Annotated in this window: 15 protein-coding genes; 3 read left to right on the top strand and 12 right to left on the bottom strand. The window is 40.8% G+C overall.

Translation table 11 applies throughout. The features are described from left to right. Positions 1–166 precede the first annotated feature (166 nt). The 4 genes from RFW85_RS06745 to RFW85_RS06730 form a co-directional block, all read right to left on the bottom strand. On the bottom strand, positions 167–451 hold the full coding sequence (locus RFW85_RS06745) for a hypothetical protein (RefSeq protein ID WP_004842151.1): 285 nt from the start codon (positions 449–451) through the stop codon (positions 167–169). Positions 452–1,096: 645 nt separating this feature from the next. After that, positions 1,097–2,443, bottom strand: coding sequence for an OprD family outer membrane porin (locus tag RFW85_RS06740; RefSeq protein ID WP_309171272.1), 1,347 nt, complete (start codon positions 2,441–2,443; stop codon positions 1,097–1,099). 79 nt (positions 2,444–2,522) lie between these two features. Beyond that, positions 2,523–3,908, bottom strand: coding sequence for an MFS transporter (locus RFW85_RS06735; protein ID WP_309171271.1), 1,386 nt, complete (start codon positions 3,906–3,908; stop codon positions 2,523–2,525). Between the two features lie 172 nt (positions 3,909–4,080). After that, positions 4,081–5,025 carry a dihydrodipicolinate synthase family protein gene (locus tag RFW85_RS06730; protein ID WP_309171270.1) on the bottom strand — a complete coding sequence of 315 codons (945 nt, stop codon included), beginning with the start codon at positions 5,023–5,025 and terminating at the stop codon, positions 4,081–4,083. 187 nt (positions 5,026–5,212) lie between these two features. On the opposite strand from RFW85_RS06730, the gene RFW85_RS06725 reads away from it, so the two are divergent. After that, a complete protein-coding gene (locus RFW85_RS06725) occupies positions 5,213–6,103 on the top strand; it encodes a LysR family transcriptional regulator (RefSeq protein ID WP_170248864.1) in 891 nt (296 codons plus the stop codon). A gap of 13 nt (positions 6,104–6,116) precedes the next feature. Here RFW85_RS06725 and RFW85_RS06720 read toward each other — a convergent pair whose 3' ends face one another. Then, entirely contained in the window at positions 6,117–6,392 is a 276-nt protein-coding gene (locus tag RFW85_RS06720; protein WP_130173819.1) for a hypothetical protein, read from the bottom strand. Positions 6,393–6,713: 321 nt separating this feature from the next. Here RFW85_RS06720 and RFW85_RS06715 point away from each other — a divergent pair, with 321 nt between their 5' ends. Both RFW85_RS06715 and RFW85_RS06710 read left to right on the top strand, forming a co-directional pair. After that, complete coding sequence (locus RFW85_RS06715) at positions 6,714–7,421, top strand: YoaK family protein (RefSeq protein ID WP_170248865.1); 708 nt, start codon at positions 6,714–6,716, stop codon at positions 7,419–7,421. A 149-nt stretch (positions 7,422–7,570) separates the two neighbouring features. Continuing rightward, the gene (locus RFW85_RS06710; RefSeq protein ID WP_216076559.1) at positions 7,571–9,484 is read left to right on the top strand and encodes a triacylglycerol lipase; all 1,914 of its coding nucleotides are present in this window, start codon (positions 7,571–7,573) and stop codon (positions 9,482–9,484) included. Between the two features lie 55 nt (positions 9,485–9,539). Here the strand turns inward: RFW85_RS06710 and RFW85_RS06705 are convergent, their stop codons facing one another. The 7 genes from RFW85_RS06705 to betI all read right to left on the bottom strand — a co-directional run bounded on the left by RFW85_RS06705 (position 9,540) and on the right by betI (position 18,530). Then, complete coding sequence (locus tag RFW85_RS06705) at positions 9,540–10,874, bottom strand: basic amino acid/polyamine antiporter (protein WP_170248866.1); 1,335 nt, start codon at positions 10,872–10,874, stop codon at positions 9,540–9,542. Positions 10,875–10,879: 5 nt separating this feature from the next. Further along, positions 10,880–11,758: a homocysteine S-methyltransferase family protein gene (locus RFW85_RS06700; RefSeq protein ID WP_170248867.1), complete on the bottom strand. Its 879-nt coding sequence runs from the start codon at positions 11,756–11,758 to the stop codon at positions 10,880–10,882. Positions 11,759–11,974: 216 nt separating this feature from the next. Continuing rightward, positions 11,975–12,445 (bottom strand): hypothetical protein, encoded by a 471-nt coding sequence (locus RFW85_RS06695; RefSeq protein ID WP_170248868.1) that lies wholly within the window; start codon positions 12,443–12,445, stop codon positions 11,975–11,977. 91 nt (positions 12,446–12,536) lie between these two features. Beyond that, positions 12,537–14,177, bottom strand: a complete 1,641-nt coding sequence (gene mqo, locus RFW85_RS06690) for a malate dehydrogenase (quinone) (protein WP_309171269.1) — start codon at positions 14,175–14,177, stop codon at positions 12,537–12,539. 510 nt (positions 14,178–14,687) lie between these two features. After that, positions 14,688–16,346 (bottom strand): choline dehydrogenase, encoded by a 1,659-nt coding sequence (gene betA, locus RFW85_RS06685; protein WP_086400188.1) that lies wholly within the window; start codon positions 16,344–16,346, stop codon positions 14,688–14,690. A gap of 95 nt (positions 16,347–16,441) precedes the next feature. Next, positions 16,442–17,914 carry a betaine-aldehyde dehydrogenase gene (gene betB, locus RFW85_RS06680; protein ID WP_078224601.1) on the bottom strand — a complete coding sequence of 491 codons (1,473 nt, stop codon included), beginning with the start codon at positions 17,912–17,914 and terminating at the stop codon, positions 16,442–16,444. Then, positions 17,907–18,530: a transcriptional regulator BetI gene (gene betI / locus RFW85_RS06675; RefSeq protein WP_005070763.1), complete on the bottom strand. Its 624-nt coding sequence runs from the start codon at positions 18,528–18,530 to the stop codon at positions 17,907–17,909. The genes betB and betI overlap by 8 nt, the downstream gene beginning before the upstream one ends. Between the last annotated feature and the right edge of the window lie 95 nt (positions 18,531–18,625).

Raw genomic sequence — 18,625 nt, 5'->3', positions numbered from 1 at the left:
TGATATTGATATAATATATTGATTTTTTAGATATTGTTTGGATAGTTTTAAATATAAATAATATAACTTTCCAAGGCCCCCGTGCCACAATAGAACTTTAATTTTTTGCGCTGATTTAAAGTCATCCACCATTGCGGCACAGAGATAAGGGAGCTAAGCCAAACGCTTAGCCCATGTCGTTTTTATCGCACCGCCGCATCACGCTAAAAAAAGTAGGGGCAAAGTCCTGTGGGAGAGCAGGACTTTGCAAACTGACATGTTCTAGACGTTGCATAAGCTTAGGCGAATACACTTGTTCAAGCCGTTGGTAAATACAGTCGCAACTGGCTTGGGTGTGCCCACCAGACAGGCAAATTTTTTCAAACTCCTGCTGTGTGCGGAGGTCACAACCCGAAACGCTGTAATCACCGACAACGAGGCCTAAAACCAAAATAGTTTTATAAAATTTCATATTATTCTCGTGATGATTTGGGGATATCTCAATGAGAAAAAATAAACCGCTATATTTTAATTTTTAAAATCATTTTTAAAGGCAATAGTTAACCCGCCTATAAAAGCAATAAAATAAAATGACTTAAATTTTAAAATAAAAATAACTTATAGATTTAAAACTTTAGATAATAGAAAACCTAAATTTTAAATAAATAAAAAGTTTATAAGGGAGAGGGGATAAATATATATAGTGGCATGGTCAACTCCTTAAAATGTATGGAGCTCTACCACCAAAAATCACCGTCAATTGATTATGGTGGTAGAACGAGAAGGGGTTGACAGACTGGGTATACACCAGCACGCGCAAGCGCGTCCCCCTCCCGTCCTACCGCAACGGTAAGGGGGAGGTGCAGGTTGCGCACAAGTTTGATACTCAGGAAGTATAAACCTGATACGCTGTATACTCGGTCTGTCAAAACCGACTGGCAATGTAGGCCAGCGGGACCATAATAATCATAAGTTTTTAACAGGTCAATTCAATTTAAATAAAATATTATAAAAATTTTAAATATAAATTTATATTTTAATTAAACTCAAAAGTTAATCTATTTAAAGCCATAAATTAATAAAAATAATAAAGCTAAACTAAACGTTTAGCTTACTCTTAAAATGTATAACGGTAATTAATAAATACACGGTGTTGGTCCCAATCTTTACGGGTCATACCATTTATTTTTTCACCTAGGTTTGCATTTTCAAACTTTGACTCATAATGCAAAAATGAATAACGCACATCTAAGTTTTTAACCCATGGCAAGGCATAACTCACCGTAAAGTCAAAGTAACGCTCTTTACCTTCAATATCACTGCTGATGTTACTTTGGTGAGCGCCAAAGCCATAAATATACTTCACCTCGGTTTTTAAACCTTTCACATAGTCTTTCCAGTTATATTTTAAGCGAAGGGCAACGGCAGTTTCATCGTTATTGGTAAAGTCAGGGCCAATGGTCGCAGAGGTCGGAAACGGGTTGGTGCCGTGGTCTTGCGTTAAAACCGAGTTGCGGGCGGAGTGCACGGCAAAGTTATCTTCAATCCAAAAACCATCAAACTTTGAAACGGCAATACCACCTTCTAGGTTATTCTTAGCCACATTTATATCGACAAAATAACCATTCCCACGGTTGTTAATGTCTTGGCCTTTGACACAGTCTAGCTCGGTTTCGGCACCGCATTTAAACAGCTTGCCACCGTCACGCGAGAAAAAAGCACCTGTGTTGAATGTCCACACAAGGCCATGCAAGGGCAATTTATATTGAGCAATCGCCCCGTACTTTTTTAAATAATCTTTGCTATTTAAATACTCGGCATTCAGGCTCCAGTTTTTGTACTGGTACTTGGCACCAAGCAAACCGACATAATCAATGTGCTCGTCATTTTCAGTCACCAGTTTTTCAAAAGAGTCCATGCTGCGCGGTTTCCAGTGGTCATAGTAAGCCATGTAAGTCTGTAGCTGATCATTCAATTGAAACTGACCACTCGCACCCGAAAAGGTATCGGGCACAGCGCGGTTATTGGTGCTTTTAAGCAACAGTGAGTCTTGTAACTGGCGACCTAATTTAATTTGGCCTCTGTCGCCGAGTTTTGCCTTGATATAGAGCTGTCCTAAAGTGGCAAAGTTTTGATCGAGCTTGCCGTTATTTTCGACCTCTAAAAGCTGAGCGCTAGGCTTGCCAGAGTCAAATAACTTGGTGACTGCATAGAGTGAGCCATCTACCCCAAGCCAGTCCCACATGTACGGTGACTGATAATTTAACTCAAGCCCTAACGCACTTTGTTCATATTCACTTGACGAAGGCGAAGGGTTGGCAAGCGTGGGGTGGGCAGTGCCTTCATCGTTCCAGTAACGGGTGTTAAGTTTTAATTCTAACTTGCCAAATTCTTGAGGAAGCTCTGCATAAGCGTTGCTCACGCTGCCTAAACCAATACAGCCCCATAGCAAATATTTATTCATTTTAAATTCCTTTTTTAAGCATGAATAAGCCCTTTGCCTAACGCTGAGGTTAGGCAAGCTTTTTTATGAAATGGATGAGTTAAGGAGAGAGTTTTTCGAGCACTTGGCCTTTGGTTTCAATGGCAAACAAGAAAGTCACTAGACCACCAATGAGCGCTACAACGGCAAGCACACTAAATACATATTGAATGCCATAGCCACCAACCACGAGACCCACCATCACAGGCCCAATTGCAGAGCCGGCACGTAACCAAGCGGTACTAAAACCAATGCCCATCGCACGTAGGCGAGTAGGGTAAAGTTCGGCAGCGTAGAGGTATAAAGAGAAGGAAATAGTTTGCAAAATGGCATAGCTCAGCGTTGCTAAAATCACAACTTCCATCGCCGATTTTGCACCTAAAATTGAGAGGCTCATGAGTGGAATAATTGCCAAGAAAAACGCTGCACTGTACCAAGGACGGCGGCCGACTTTATCAATCATTAACGCACAGATAATAGAGGCAATCACACCCACGCCCGAGGTAATCCAGCCATAACCTAAACTGGTTTGCAGCGACAGACCAAAGTGTTGTTTGTAGAGAGATGGCAGCCAAGTCACCATGGCATTGTTCACCATATACACGCAAAACCACATGCCCCACAGGGTAAAGGTACGTTTGCGGTAAATGCCACGGAACAGCTCACGCCAGTCGGTTTTTGCCATGCCTTGAGGGTTAATTTCTTTAACCACAGGTTCAGACAAAGTTTTACCGCTTTTGATGGCACCGTCTTCAAAGCTTTTGACGACTTTATCGGCTTCTTTAAAGCGGCCTTTGGAAGCAAGCCAGCGTGGTGACTCAGGCAAGAAAAACCGTAAAGGAATCACCAGTAACGATGGAATTAGGCCCACAATAAACATGACTTTCCAGCCGTAAATTGGCATCAGAAAAAACGCTGCCATGCCTGCAAACATAAGACCAAGTGGAAATAAAACTTCATAGAGCAAGAAAAACTTACCGCGCTTTTCTGCACCAATAAACTCATTAATATAGGCACTCGCAACAGGTACTTCGCCGCCTGTTCCCACACCTTGCAAGAAACGGAAAATTAACAGCGACATTCCGCTCCAAGCAAACAGACAAGAAATGTCCATTGCTACAAACAGTAAAATGGTAAAAGACAGCACTTTTAAACGACCAACTTTTTCGGCAAGAGAACCAAAAAAGATCGCACCAACCAGTTGCCCGACATAGCCCGCGGCAATGATCGCACCGACATAGGCAGGCGTCAGATGCCATTCGGTAATGAGTTGGGGTAAAGCAAAGGCAATTGCTAGAACAGTATAAGCGTCAAAAAAGGTCGCGATACCAATGGTAATACGCATAAATTGCAATCGACCAGTGACGGGTAGCCGTTCAAGTCTTGCAATAATTTCCGCATTTTTTTGATGATGACTAATTTGTTCTACATCCGCTAGATTTGTCATCTTCTATCTCCTTATTACTACATTCCTCGTAGTTTTTTTGTTCTATTTCGCACTACCTGTTCACCACAGTTTGCATGCTTTTTATTATTGTTTTTAAGAGACATGCCCGATGTTTGGCCTCAGGCAGCGTACAGGAAAAAAAGGCTAGCGTACATGCTAGCCCGAATAGAATTTAAGCAACGGCTTGGGTTAAATCGACCTTGCCAATTCCAGCTTGACGCATCGCATCATGAATTTCTTGCTCAGCACCATCTGCCAGTGGAAGCAGAGGCGAACGCACAGTGGCATGGTCCAAAATGCCGCGAGCAACCAGTGCATGTTTAAGCGCGACTGTGCCTTCCATGTGTGAACCACGGTGATAAACATTGCGAGTCACTGGTAATAATTGGTCGTGAATCGCACGAGCTTTAGCATATTCTTTAGCTTTACCTGCTTTAATCATTTCAATTAACAGTTCAGGGGCAATGTTGCCATAGCCAACCAAAGCGCCGTCTACATCAAACATGGTGTGAAGCAAATATTCATCGTGGCATGTCAACACCTGTAAGTCTGGACGTTCACGGCGAATAATCGGAATTTCGACATCCCAGCGGCGCATGTTACGCACGCCATTTTTCATGGCAAACACGCCTGGCTGTGCAGAAATATCGAGTAGAGTTTCAAGGTCGTAAGTGGCTTTAGTCGCATCTGGATATTGGAATAAAATAGATGGCAAACCACTTTCTTCATAAATTGCTTTATAGCGGTCTTGCGGTGCGCCTTTTTGATAGCCAAAACGCAACCAGCCATGTGAAGGGTAAATCAAACCTGCCGAAGCACCAGCGCTGACTGCGCGTTTTGCTTCTTCTGCTGCAACCGAAGTACCTTCGAGTGTAATCCCTGCGATTACCGGAATTTTGTCATCTACCGATTTAACAAAGCTTTCGATGACTTGCATTTGTTCTTTTTGCGACAAGAATGTTCCTTCACCTGCATGCCCAAGAACAACCAAGCCTTTCACACCATCAATACTGCCTAACCATGAACCTAAACGTTGAATTGCATTATGGTCTACTTGTCCGTCGCGGGTAAAAGGAGTCACAGGTGCTGGGGTTAATCCACGTAAATCTAAACTCATAATCGTACTTCCTATACAGTGTAATTAAATATTCTCTGGTTCTTAATCTGACTTAAATCGTGTTGTAGAGAACATGATTGGAGTATAGAAATAGGTGAGCTATGTAGGAATTACCAATTCTTGAATTTCAGTTATACTGAAAATGTATGGCTCAAAATATTGCCAATTTACGATTTAGGAAGAATCGATGAATTATGAATTATGGAAAATATTTTTAGACGCGGTGGAACTCGGTAGCTTAAGCAAAGTCGCGATGCTGCATAATACCAACCAACCGCAAATCAGTCGGCAAATGAACGAGCTTGAAGCGCAATGTGGCGGTCGTTTGTTTAACCGAACTGGACGTGGCGTAGAACTCACCGACTTAGGCCAGCATTTACTTCCTAAAATTCGTTCATGGCTGAACGTAACCGATCAACTCAATAATGAAATTTTGCACTCGACCGATACACCGATTGGTACAGTTCGTATTGCCAGTTTGCCATCTACTGCGCATCCGTTGTTATCGACCCTTTATAAAGTCCTTCAACAAAAATATCCCTTAATTAAACTGTCGGTGCGTGAAGGGCAAGGGGTACATTTAGAAAAATGGCTTGAAGATGGCAGTGTCGATTTAGCCATTCTCTATCGCTTTAACCCGACACCTAAACAAGGCGATGTTTACCTTACCGAAGCCGATACTTATTTAGTCGGCTGCGAAGGTGATGAGTTAACTCAGGCCAATCAAGTCGAGTTTAAAGAGGTAAGTCAGTTACCACTGGTCACGTTTTGCAGGCCAAGTAACTGGCGTAATTTTTTAGACCACATGGCTTATGAAAATGGGGTAGAGCTGAACATTGTTTTTGAAGCTGACTCGATTAGTTTGCAAACCCATTTGGTTTCCGAGTCTCGCATGTATACCATGCTAGGGCCGCAAGCATTAAAAAAAGCCAGCCAATACACCTCAATTCAAGCCGCAAAAATTATTAATCCTGCGCTCAAGCGCTATATTTCTTTGTCTATTTCTAAACATGGCTATTTAACACCTGCGTGTAAGGCGGTGATGGAGGAAATTAGGAATTTGGCTGATTTGCTTTAATGCACTGGTAAAGTTAAGAACGGCACTGTTGCATGGTACGACGCATGGTTTTTACAAAATCACGCGGTATTTCAGGACTTTGTAAACTTAAATTTCCAAGTTTATTCATAAATTTAGGTGAGTATTGACGTTCTAAACGATGATAAATGCAAGTACAGCTTGCACGGCTGTGACCAGCAGCAATACATTTCAGATAGAAATCACGATGAGGACTGTTTTTTTGACCCGCGAAGGCAACAGATACAAATAATAATCCCCCTAAAAAAACTGAAAAATTATAAAGTGACATATATCTACTCGTGATTGTTGTTATTGATTATCCATATTCTGGCATAACTTTTTCAGGTCAAAAACCAGTTGATTTCAACTAGCGGCTTCATCATAGTTAGAACAGTTTTGGAGGTCAAATTGATTTAAGGATGAGAACAGTTTAGTGTTTTAAAAATAGTCAATTTTGATTGTTGCCATTTTAAAGACAGTGTTACGACATTACGCACCCTATTTTTTTACATAGTTTTTTGCTTTCATAAACGCTTTAGTATTATTCATTTTTAAATCATTTATATACAACTTAATTGCTTTAAAGTTTTAATTTAACAGGATATTTTATATGACAGATACCCCAATTAAAAAAGACACAGAAAGTACCTGGGCAATATGTCGAGATCCTGTTTTACTCACCATGGTGGGTGGGGCAATTGATACTATTGGCTTTATTGCGCTGTTTGGCTTTTTCACCGCGCATGTGACGGGAAACTTAGTGTTGGCAGGGGCAGCATGGGTTAAAGGTGGCTCGGGGGTATGGATAAAGCTCGCAGCAATCCCGCTATTTATTTTGACCGTTGTTATTACCAAACTGTTGATTGACCGCAGTCAGGTCAAGCACAAAACGTTGTCTTATTTATTTTTATTTGAAGCTATTTTTCTATGTGCCTTTATGGTGGCAGGGCTTTACTTCGAGCCATTTAAAGATCCGGATGCGCTAACAGTTGCAGTAACGGGTGGGCTAGGTTTAATTGCTTTGGCTATTCGTAATACTTCAAGCAAAACCCTTATTAAAAATATTAGCCCAAGCACTATGATGACAGGCAACACTACCCAGCTTGGGATTGATATTGCCAACTTACTTAAAAACAATAATGCAGCCAATCGGGCAAGTTTTCTAAAAAGCGCCAGTATTGTAATTGGTTTTGTGATTGGTGCTTTCTTGGGAGCGATCCTCTATGTCTATTTTGATTTCTGGAGTGTAGCGCCGTTTATCTTACCAATTTTGTATTTCTCTTATTTAGCTTCACAGCAAAAGTTCAACCAAGCTTGATTTGAAAAAATAACGAATTAGCCTGAATTAAAATGAGTTCAGGCTTTTTTTTGAAATAAAGGAAGACGGAAGCGGAGTCGAAATTGTTCGTTCACTGCTTTACAGGCATAATGACCAGATGGGGAATACATTCGATTAAGGAAGGCAGAATGACAAAGTCTTACCATTATTCAATCATAACAATAATGGCTTTGCTCAGTGGCTGTCAGGTCATTCATTTAAAAGAAAGTAATTTAAGCAATGCTTTAAAAAGTAAGAATGAAAGTATTCTGACTGACGGCACCTTAAGTCATCAAACCCAAAACTTACTGTATTTGGTCAAAGAAGATGAAAAAACTTGCCTACAAAATTTTGATGATTGTTTAAATAAGGTTCAGAGCCTGTCCGAAAATAGCAGCCGAGAAGAACGCTATGCTGCGCTGAGTGAAATTTACTTGGCAAAAGCTTTAGATGTCGGACGTAGTAGCCAGTGTAATGTCATTAATAAAAGTAACAGTTGCGTTGAGCAAGAGTTAGCGCTGTTCGATAAAAGCTTACGCTATAGTTATGTCTATTTATTTGACTCTGAAGAGTCGCCTTTCGATCGGGTGTTTGACCATCGCCAAAATCAGGTACGTATTTTTTATAACGTCGCCTTGTCAAAGCTCATGACCACGTATTTTAATCATTTAAATACGCATCGCTTTCCACCACTGCTGAAAGCAGATGGGCATGAGTACCACGTCAATTTTGACCACGCGTTAGATGTACAAAAAATTGAAGTCGATACTTTTCGCTCCAGCTATAACATGAACTTTTCTGGCTTTAATACCGTTAACCGTAAGGATGGTTTGGGGGCAGAGTTTATTGTTGGGCGTAAAGAAAATGATGTGAATCACGGCTTCATTTTAGACCCCAATAATTTTTATGCTCATCAAGCCAACCCTAATATTCATTTACCTCGCTTCTTTCCTGCTACTGCGATTGCATACCCAAAACAAAAAGCCACAGCCGATCAGGTCATTGCTGGGGCAGAGTTAGAAATTTCAATGTTCGATCCATATCGACAAGACCGTGTAAAAATTGAAGGTGTGGACTATCCACTGACTGCAAACTATTCGGCACCTTATGGGCTGTGGTTATCGAAATATAATTTAGGCGCAGCAGGTTATTGGTCTTTAATTAATAAAGAAGCCAATTTAATCATGCCGCATTTATATATGCTGGAACCTTTTAACCCGAATAAGAAAATTATTGTGTTTATTCATGGTTTAGCAAGTAGCCCAGAGGCGTGGGTGAGCCTAACCAATGACATTATGGGCGATGCTGAATTAAGGAAAAACTATCAAGTTTGGCAAGTGTTTTATTCAACCAATATGCCGATTTTTGAAAGTCGTTTTCAGATTTATTCTTTGCTGAATCAGGCTTTTCAAAATGTTGCTAAAGACAGTTATGCTGCACACGATGCAGTGTTAGTTGGGCATAGTATGGGTGGAGTGATTAGCCGTTTACTGGTGAGCAATGCCGATGTTTCAGAGCAAGCCATGCAAAAAATGAATGAAGCACAGCTAAACCGTTTAAAAGAAAATCCGGTAATTCAAGAGCGTTTTCAGTTCAAGGCTTTGCCATATTTTAATCGAGTTGTTTTTGTTTCGGCACCGCATCATGGTACAGACTACGCTGACCGATGGTTTACCCAAATTGCCCGCCGTGTTATTCGTTTGCCTACTGACTTTTTTATTGCAGTCGAAATGAGAGATGAGAAAAATACAAAACTCAGAAAAGGATTAATTGAAAATGGGGCAAGTAATTTAAGTCGCTCTTCTAACTTTATGCAGTTGACTCAAGCTATTCAACCATCGCCACAAGTGGTCTATCACTCGATTATGGGTAATATTAATGGGACAACTGATAAGTTAAAAAGCAGTGATGGGATTGTGCCGTATCAAAGTTCACATTTAGGTGGGGAGCAGTCGGAGCTGATCATTAAAGGTGGCCATTCGATTCAAACTAGCCCTGAAGCAATTTTAGAATTACGGCGTATTTTACGATTGCATTTAAAGCAGTCGCAGTCTTCAAAGTAGAGAGTTTTATTCTTAGAAAACCACTGCTGAACTGGGTCAACAGTGGTTGAAATAATTAATTTAGCTGATTTTGTTTGAGCGATTTTTTATGCTCAAAGTAGCTGATTGAAAAAATAACCAAGCCGACCAAATACAACACACCAGACAAGAGTAGTAAGTCTAGTCCTGCGGCATAGAGCAACCAAAGCGCATAGATTGAAGCAACGCTTGCAATCGCAATATGAGGCGTGCGTTTATGGCGAATGGATTCTTTAAGGTAAAAAGCCGATACCAGAAAATAAGGTAGCAAAATCATGACCGATGAAATCAATAAAAGCTGAGTGTAGTTTTTATTGAAAAAATACACGGCAATGAGTGAGCCTTGTACCACAAGCGTCGTCAGCCAAAGTGATGAAATCGGTACATTATTTTGATTATTCTTTAAAAATAATTTCGGGAAAGCACCATTTTTTGCAGCCAAAAATGGAATTTCAGTGGCAAATAAAGTCCAACTTAAATAAGACGATGCAACTGAAATAATGAGTCCAATGGTAATAATGATAGTACCCGGCAAGCCGATCAGTTGCTGTAAAATGGTCGCCATTGATGGGTTGTGCATGCCAGCAAGCGCTTCACGACTCGCCACACCATAAGCCAATACGGTCACCATCACGTAAAAACTTAATGCCAGCAAAACACCTAAAATAGTTGCTTTACCAATATCATGACGTTTTTTTGCACGTGATGATAAAACTACAGCACCTTCAATACCGGTAAATACCCAAAGGGTAATCAACATCAGGTCTTTCACTTGCTGCCAAAGTGGAACTTGCAAAGAAAAGTCATGTAAGTTGAGTTTGAACAAATCAAACTTAAAGGCAATAAAGGTAAAGAAGATAAAAACCACCATTGGAATAATTTTGGCAATAGTTGCCAGTAAATTCACAATCGCAGCTTCTTTAATGCCTCGACTCACTAACCAGTGCACCATCCACACAAAAATGCTTGAGCCAATCAGTGAATAAAGCGTATTACCTTCACCAAAAATAATATGGTCTTTGCCATCGGTAAACATGCCGACGCCTGAAAAGGCAATGACTACATAGCCGACAATACCAATGGTAGTACACAACCAATAGCCCCACGCTGAGCAAAACCCGATCAGGTCTCCAAAGCCTTCTCGTGCATAATTATAAATACCGCCGTCAAGGTCTGGTCGTTGACGCGTTAAATGTAACAATGAGAGGGCCAAGAAAATAATACCGACCCCAGTAATGAGCCATGCGACTAGAAGGGCAGAACCATTGGCAACCTGAGCCATATTTTGGGGGAGGCTAAAGACGCCTGACCCCACCATAGAACTAAAGACCAGCGCTGTAAGAGACAATAATCCGATTTTGGCAGCAGACATAGTATTTATTCTTTAAAAAATTGAGAAAGTTCAGCAATGTGTTCTGGTCCAATACCGCAGCAACCACCCACTAAACTTGCACCTGCTTGCTGCCATTGTTTAGCAAAACCAAGATAAGCTGGAGCGTCTAAGTCTTTACGAATTTCATCCAGACCATCGTTGGCAGTAGCGCTTTCATCTTGCGGTGGGAACGCGTTGGCGTAAGCACCAATCTGTACAGACGCAGGAATAAGTCCTTTAATTTCATTAATCGCTTGCAAGATCACTTCAGGTTGACAGCAGTTAAACAACACTGCTTTGGCATTTGATTGCTTTATAAAGTCAGCCACTTGTTGCATATTTTCGCCTGAACGAAGTAATGCTTGTTCTTGTTTAATCTCATCTTGCAGCGTAAATGACACCCAATAGTCTTTACCATCTTGTGGCAATAATGCATGGACTGTTTCAACTTCTTTTAAGCATGATTGAGTTTCAGCGAGCCAGAAATCTACCTCTGGTGCCAATGTGTTAATAATTGGCTCAGCAAGGTTTTTAGCCTGTTCCGGTTGGAACAAGTCGGCGCGGTAAGAACCAAATAACGGTGGTAAACAGCCTGCGATTTTGACATTTTTGCCGCTTTCTTTAACTGCATTTTTTGCTTGTTCAATCGCAACTTTAATTAAACGCACACCGTCGGTTTCAAAGCGTTCTTGACCAATATGAAATGGCACAACCGCATAGTTATTGGTTGTAATGACTTCTGCACCAGCGTTGATAAAGTCGAGGTGGACTTCTTTTACTGTTTCAGGTGCTTCAATGAGTGCAAGAGCAGACCACTCTGGTTGACGAAACGGAGCGCCACGGCGAGCCAATTCACGGCCTAAACCGCCATCTAAAATTTTCATAAATTACAACGTAAAGGGAGAAAAATAATTCAGCTAATCTAGCGTGTAGATGGATTGTGTTCAATCGCGAATATGCTCGATATATTTCTAAATAAATTAGATTGTTATGAATATTTTTTCTTAAGAGGATTTCTGTAGATGATGTTCAGTTTTACTGATGAACTTCACGTGAAAAAGATGAGGTATTTATTTGAACACATTGAATAAAAAATGATCTTATAACGCGCCAAATTGCTGCCAACTTTCGCCAGTGTGCTGCGTTTTATAATACGCTTTAAGTTGTTCAAGTTGCATAAAATGTATGCCTGACCAAACCAATAAACTGATGAATAATAAAATCTTAGATAAGCTGCGAACTTTTTCTAGTCGAGCAAAAGCTAACAGTACAAAAAATAAGGCAGGTAAAAATATAAAGAATTGAACAGGGGAGAAAAATAAATGAGCAGTACTAAAATATAACGCGACTGCACTCATCAGCACATTTAAAACAGAACACAGTTTTTGATATTTACCGAGCTTAAATGCATAAGCGGTGATGGCAAGTAGTACGGCTGAGCTGATGTAAATTGCTGTACCACCAATCATCCATATATAAAAACCGCTTAGCAAAAGATAAGCCAGCAGCAAAAAAAGCACGAGCTTAAAACCAAATGACAAAAGGCGAGGTGATGATTTTAAAGGCGTCATAGTGAATCTAAATATCTCAGCTGAGGGCTTAAAAAACAAAAGGACGAATCGAAATTCATCCTTTTGGAATTTTATTTATACATCGTCAAACTTAGTTTGCTTTTGCAACTGGGGCAGCAGCAGTTTCATCGTTTGCAGCCTTGAACGGAGATGTATAGTTCAAGCCAAGTGTAGAACTTGTGTACTGACGAACTTTGTCGAGTAACACAGGATCTTTGCTTAAGTCTTGTTTATAAGATACTACAATTTCATGAAGCTTCTGGTTCCACTTACCTTCAGTTTGCTGAGGGAAAGCTTTTTCAAGCAAGTTAAGCATGATGTATGGAGAAGTCGAAGCACCCGGAGACGCGCCTAACAATGCAGTTACAGCACCATCTTTAGACGCAAAGATTTCTGTACCGAATTGAAGTGTTGCAGGTTTACCCGGTTCTTTCTTGATGATCTGAACACGTTGACCACCTTGGCTTAAACGCCAGTCTTCAGCTTTCGCATCTGGGTAGTATTTACGAAGTTCATTGAGACGGTCTTCATCTGACATCATGACTTGGCTAACCAAGTATTTAACAAGATCAAGGTTTTCCAAGCCAACAGTCGTCATTGGTAAAACGTTGTTTTTGTTGGTTGATGCAAGTAAATCAAGCTGAGAACCATTTTTCAGGAACTTGTTTGAATACGTTGCAAATGGGCCAAACAATACATATTTTTTACCGTCGATATAACGCGTATCAATATGTGGTACAGACATTGGAGGTGTACCAAGTTCAGCACGGCCATATACTTTTGCTGTGTGTTCAGCAGTAATTTTTGGGTTGTCAGTAATTAAGAACTCACCACCAACAGGGAAGCCAGCATATTGTTTAGCTTCTGGTAAACCAGTAAGTTGCAATAATTTAACTGCTGCACCACCTGCACCGATAAATACAAAACGTGTTTTAACGTGATCTACTTTACCAGTTTTCAAATTTTTGAAAGACACAGTCCAAGTTTTGTCATCATTTTGGCTGATGCCAGTCACTTCAGTTGATGTCTGTAATTTGAAATTCGGGTTTTGATTTAAATGACCCACTAATTGTTTAGTGATTGAACCATAGTTTACGTCAGAGCCAACATCCATACGGGTCGCGGCAACTTTTTGACTTGGATCACGGTCATTCATGACTAAAGGTGCCCATTGTTTAATAACAGCAGGGTCTTCAGTAAATTTCATACCTTTGAACAACGGGCTTTGAATCATGGCAGCATAACGTTTTTCTAAGAATTGAACGTTATCGCCCCAAACGAAAGCAATATGCGGAACTGGATTAATGAATGATTTCGGTTCAGCTAAAACGCCTTGTTTTACCTGATATGACCAGAACTGTTTAGCAACTTCAAATTGAGAAGCAACTTTTTCAGCTTTGGCAATTTCCATCTTACCGTTTTTCTCTTCGGTATAGTTCATTTCCATAAAGCCAGAGTGGCCTGTTCCGGCATTGTTAAAGCCGTTTGAACTTTCTTGAGCAACTTGATCAAGACGCTCAAACATACGAATTTGCCAGTTTGGTTCAAGCTCAGTTAAATAAGTACCAAGAGTAGCACTCATGATGCCGCCGCCAACAAGAACAGCATCAACTACTGGCTCATCTTTTGCAGTTTCAACTTGTTTTGACGTTGTAGGTCTAAACAAGAACGCAATACCTGCAATTAAAATAAGAATGATTAATACCAGAAGGTATTTCAAAAACTTTTTCATGTAAGGGGGACCTTAAAATAAGTTATTTGAGTCACTTAAGGTGTGAGGAAACCTAGACAGCGTATCCAGACAAAAAGGATATAAATGCGAAAGTAAATTCTCTAAAACAGAGAATCTTGAAAAAAATAAAAATTACTTGGGATTATCGCAAACACTCTATATTTTAGACTAATTTTGCATTGACAAGACAATTTTTATAATAAATGGAGTTCATCAAAATCATAAATATGATTTATATTTAACCAAATTGAGCTTTGATAAGATAATTTAAGTTGATTTATGTTATATAAGTATTTGAAATTTAAAAAATAATTTAGATTTGATTGGAGTTTGATCAATTGAAGAATATTTGCCTATAAAAATCGATTAATTTTTATTTCATACCATATTTATGTAAATAAGCTCTTCGCAGGCGCTTATTTTCTGTCATACATAGTTCTTATTAATATTGGTTCTATAAAGATTAAATTAAGGGCATATCTCTGCATAAGAAATATGCCCTTTGAGATTTTATGATGCTACATAGAATGGTGCAGTTGAACGTGGTAACGCTTCACGTCCACGAATTTGGTCTGCAATTTTCTCGGCAATCATGATGGTGGTTGCATTTAAGTTACCGGTAATAATTAGCGGCATAATTGAGGCATCGACAACACGTAAACCCTTCATACCGTGTACACGACCTTGACCATCTACAACAGCCATTTCATCTTCACCCATCTTACAGCTACAAGACGGATGGTAAGCTGTTTCTGCATGGTTACGAACAAAGTCGTCAAGCTCTGCATCGGTTTGCAAATGTTTGCCCGGACTAATTTCTTCACCACGATATGGATCAAGCGCAGGTTGCTGCATGATTTCACGCGTAATACGAATTGCATCGCGGAACTCACGCCAGTCTTGTTCAGTCGACATGTAGTTAAACAAGATACTTGGATGCTCAAATGGATCCTTCGATTTAAGTTTGATTCGACCACGTGAAGGCGAACGCATTGAACCTACATGAGCTTGGAAACCATGTTCTTTCACTGCATTACTACCGTTGTAGTTAATGGCAACTGGCAAGAAATGGTACTGGATGTTTGGCCATGTAAACTCATCCGAACTACGGATAAATCCGCCTGCTTCAAACTGGTTACTTGCACCAATACCTGTGCCGTTAAATAACCACTCGGCACCAATTGCAGGTTGGTTATACCATTTTAACGCAGGGTACAAAGAAACGGGTTGCTTACATTTATACTGTAAGTACATTTCTAAATGGTCTTGCAGGTTTTCACCTACACCCGGCAAATCATGAACCACATCAATGTCCATTGATTTTAAGAAGGTACTTTGACCCACACCCGAGCGCTGTAAAATTTGTGGTGACGCAATTGCACCTGCGCAAAGTAATACTTCGCGTTTAACCAAGGCACGTTGTAAGTTGTTTTGGTCAGCACCAATAATGTATTCAACACCAATCGCTTGCTTTTGATTAAACAAGATTTTATTGGTTGTAGCATGGGTCAAGATAGTGAGGTTTGGACGACCTTTTGCCATATCCAAATAACCGCGTGCAGTGCTTGAGCGACGACCTTTAGGGGTTACCGTACGGTCCATTGGACCAAAGCCTTCTTGTTGGTAACCGTTTAAGTCATCAGTACGCGGGTAACCTGCCTGTACACCTGCTTCAACCATGGCATGGAACAACACATTGTTGCCATTTTTAGGCGTAGCAACGGATACTGGACCGCTATCACCATGATAGTCGTTGCCACCAATATCACGAGTTTCGGCTTTTTTGTAGTAAGGTAAACAGTCAGCATAAGACCAGTTTTCAAGGCCTTTATGAGTTGACCATTGCTCTAAATCCATTGCGTTACCGCGGATATAGCACATACCATTAATTAAAGATGAGCCACCTAAACCTTTTCCACGACCACATTCCATACGACGGTTATTCATGTGTGGTTCTGGGTCGGTTAAATAAGCCCAGTTATAGCGGCGGCCTTGAAGAGGGTAAGCCAAAGCTGCTGGCATTTGTGTACGGAAATCCAAGCGATAATCTGGTCCACCCGCTTCTAAGAGTAAAACGGTGGTATCTTTGTCTTCAGTAAGACGCGCAGCGAGTACATTTCCGGCAGATCCTGCGCCAATAATAATGTAATCATATTCTTTAATATTCATAACTATCCTTTTTTTACTAACAGTTTGCCTGAGCAATCTATAAAGACTGCTCGGCATATGTGATTTAGGTTGAAGTGTTTAAAGCGATGGAGGCATTAAAAAATGCTTTGATAATCGCCAAGTTCAACTTGAATAGATTTGATACGGGTATAGTGCCCAAGCGTAGTTAAGCCATTTTCGCGACCTACACCAGATTGTTTATAGCCACCGACTGGCATCTCGGCAGGCGATTCGCCCCAAGTGTTAATCCAGCAAATACCAGCTTCAATTTGGTGAATAATGCGATGAGCACGGCTGATGTCTTGAGTAACAACGCCAGCAGCTAAACCAAAGGTGGTGTCGTTAGCACGACGGATGACTTCTTCTTCGGTTTCATAGCTTAAGATGCTCATAACCGGTCCAAAAATTTCTTCTTGAACAATCGCCATCTGGTCAGTGCAGTCGCTAAATACTGTCGGTAGTACATAAGCGCCTTTGGCAAGTTCACCCTCAGTTGCGCGGCCACCGCCAATTAACACTTTAGCGCCTTGTTGTTTGCCTGACTCAATGAAGGACAACACTTTTTCCATATGAGGGAAGCTAGTGAGCGGTCCGAAGTTTGTGTCTTTAGCCATTGGATCGCCAATGCGAATACGTTTTACACGCTCTACAACAGCTTTTTCAAAGTCGGCTAAAAGTGATTTTGGAACAAATACGCGTGTACCGTTAGTACATACCTGACCTGAGCTAAAGAAGTTTGCCATAACGGCAATATCTGCGGCACGGTTCAGGTCAGCATCTTCACAAATAATCAGTGGAGATTTACCACCGAGTTCCATAGTCACTTCTTTAAGCGTAGAACCAGCGGCACTTGCCATGACTTTTTTGCCAGTTTCCACACCACCAGTGAATGAGATTTTTTCAATCACGGGATGTTCAGTCAGCCATTGTCCAATTTCACGACCCGCACCTTGCACCACGTTAAATACGCCGTCTGGTACGCCAGCTTCTGTATAGATTTCTGCAAGTTTAAATGCAGTAAGTGGGGTGGTTTCGCTTGGCTTGAAAATCATGGCATTACCGGCAGCAAGGGCAGGGGCAGATTTCCATAATGCGATTTGAATTGGATAGTTCCAAGCACCAATACCGGCAACTACGCCTAAAGGTTCACGGCGTGTATAAAAGAAACTTGATTCGCGAAGTGGAACTTGTTCACCTTGAATGGCTGTTGCAAGTCCTGCGTAGTATTCGAGTACATCTGCGCCAGTCACAATATCGACTGTAGATGTTTCGCTAAAAGCTTTACCTGTGTCGAGTGTTTCAAGACGGGCAAGCTCATCATTACGTTCACGAAGAATGTCGACAGCACGACGTAAAATACGTGAACGTTCCATGGCAGTCATGGCAGCCCAGATTTTTTGTCCTTGTTGGGCACTTTGTACAGCAGCTTCAATATCTTGTTCAGAAGCTTGTTGAAGAGTCGCGATTGTCTCGCCGTTGGCAGGGTTAATACTATTAAATGTTTTACCACTGGTTGCTTTAACGTAGCGTCCATGGATATACAATTGATGAACTTGTACATCACTCATTTTGTCTCTCCTGCAAAGGCTTGTTCGCAAATTGCAATTGCGTTTGTACATAATCGTAAGCAATGGAACGAGCAAGGTTGCTGTCAAATTCGTTATGACGGCTTAAACTGCCTCGTAACCATAATCCATCAATCAATGCTGCCAAACCTCTAGCGGCAACACTGGCCTGTTGTTCATCCATTAACTTAAGAAAATAAAACTTTAAGTTGGAATACAGGCGTTGATCATTAATCTTTTGCAAGCGGCTTAAGTCTGGTACATGCATACTTGCTGACCAAAAGTCCAACCAGACCCGCATTGCTTTTTCATTGACCTGACTAATGTCAAAGTTAGAGTCGATAATGGCCTTAATTTGGCTCTCTGGATGCGAATCTGCTTCTGCTCTGTACTGTTCGGTTTTACGACGCAGAACATTTAACATTTCTTGCATACAGGTATTTATCAACCCCTGTTTGTCGCCAAAGTAATGGCTGACAATGCCGGTCGACAGCTCGGCTTTTTTTGCAATTTGTGCAATGGTGGTATTGGATAACCCCACTTCATAAATTACGTCGAGTGCAGCGTTCATGATTTCTTCACGTCGCACATGTTCTGGTTTTACTCTGCGTTTTGTCATGGTTGTCCACATCAGCACTTTTATGGGTGCTTAAAATTCAACATGTTAACTTGCAGAGCATCATAGCACTTTTTTATCATACTTGTTATTGATTG

It is taken from the genome of Acinetobacter sp. 12966 (assembly GCF_031196995.1).
GTDB classification, from domain to species: domain Bacteria; phylum Pseudomonadota; class Gammaproteobacteria; order Pseudomonadales; family Moraxellaceae; genus Acinetobacter; species Acinetobacter geminorum.
The sequence above is the reverse complement of the archived record's forward strand: the minus strand, read 5'-3'. Positions and strand labels throughout refer to the sequence as shown.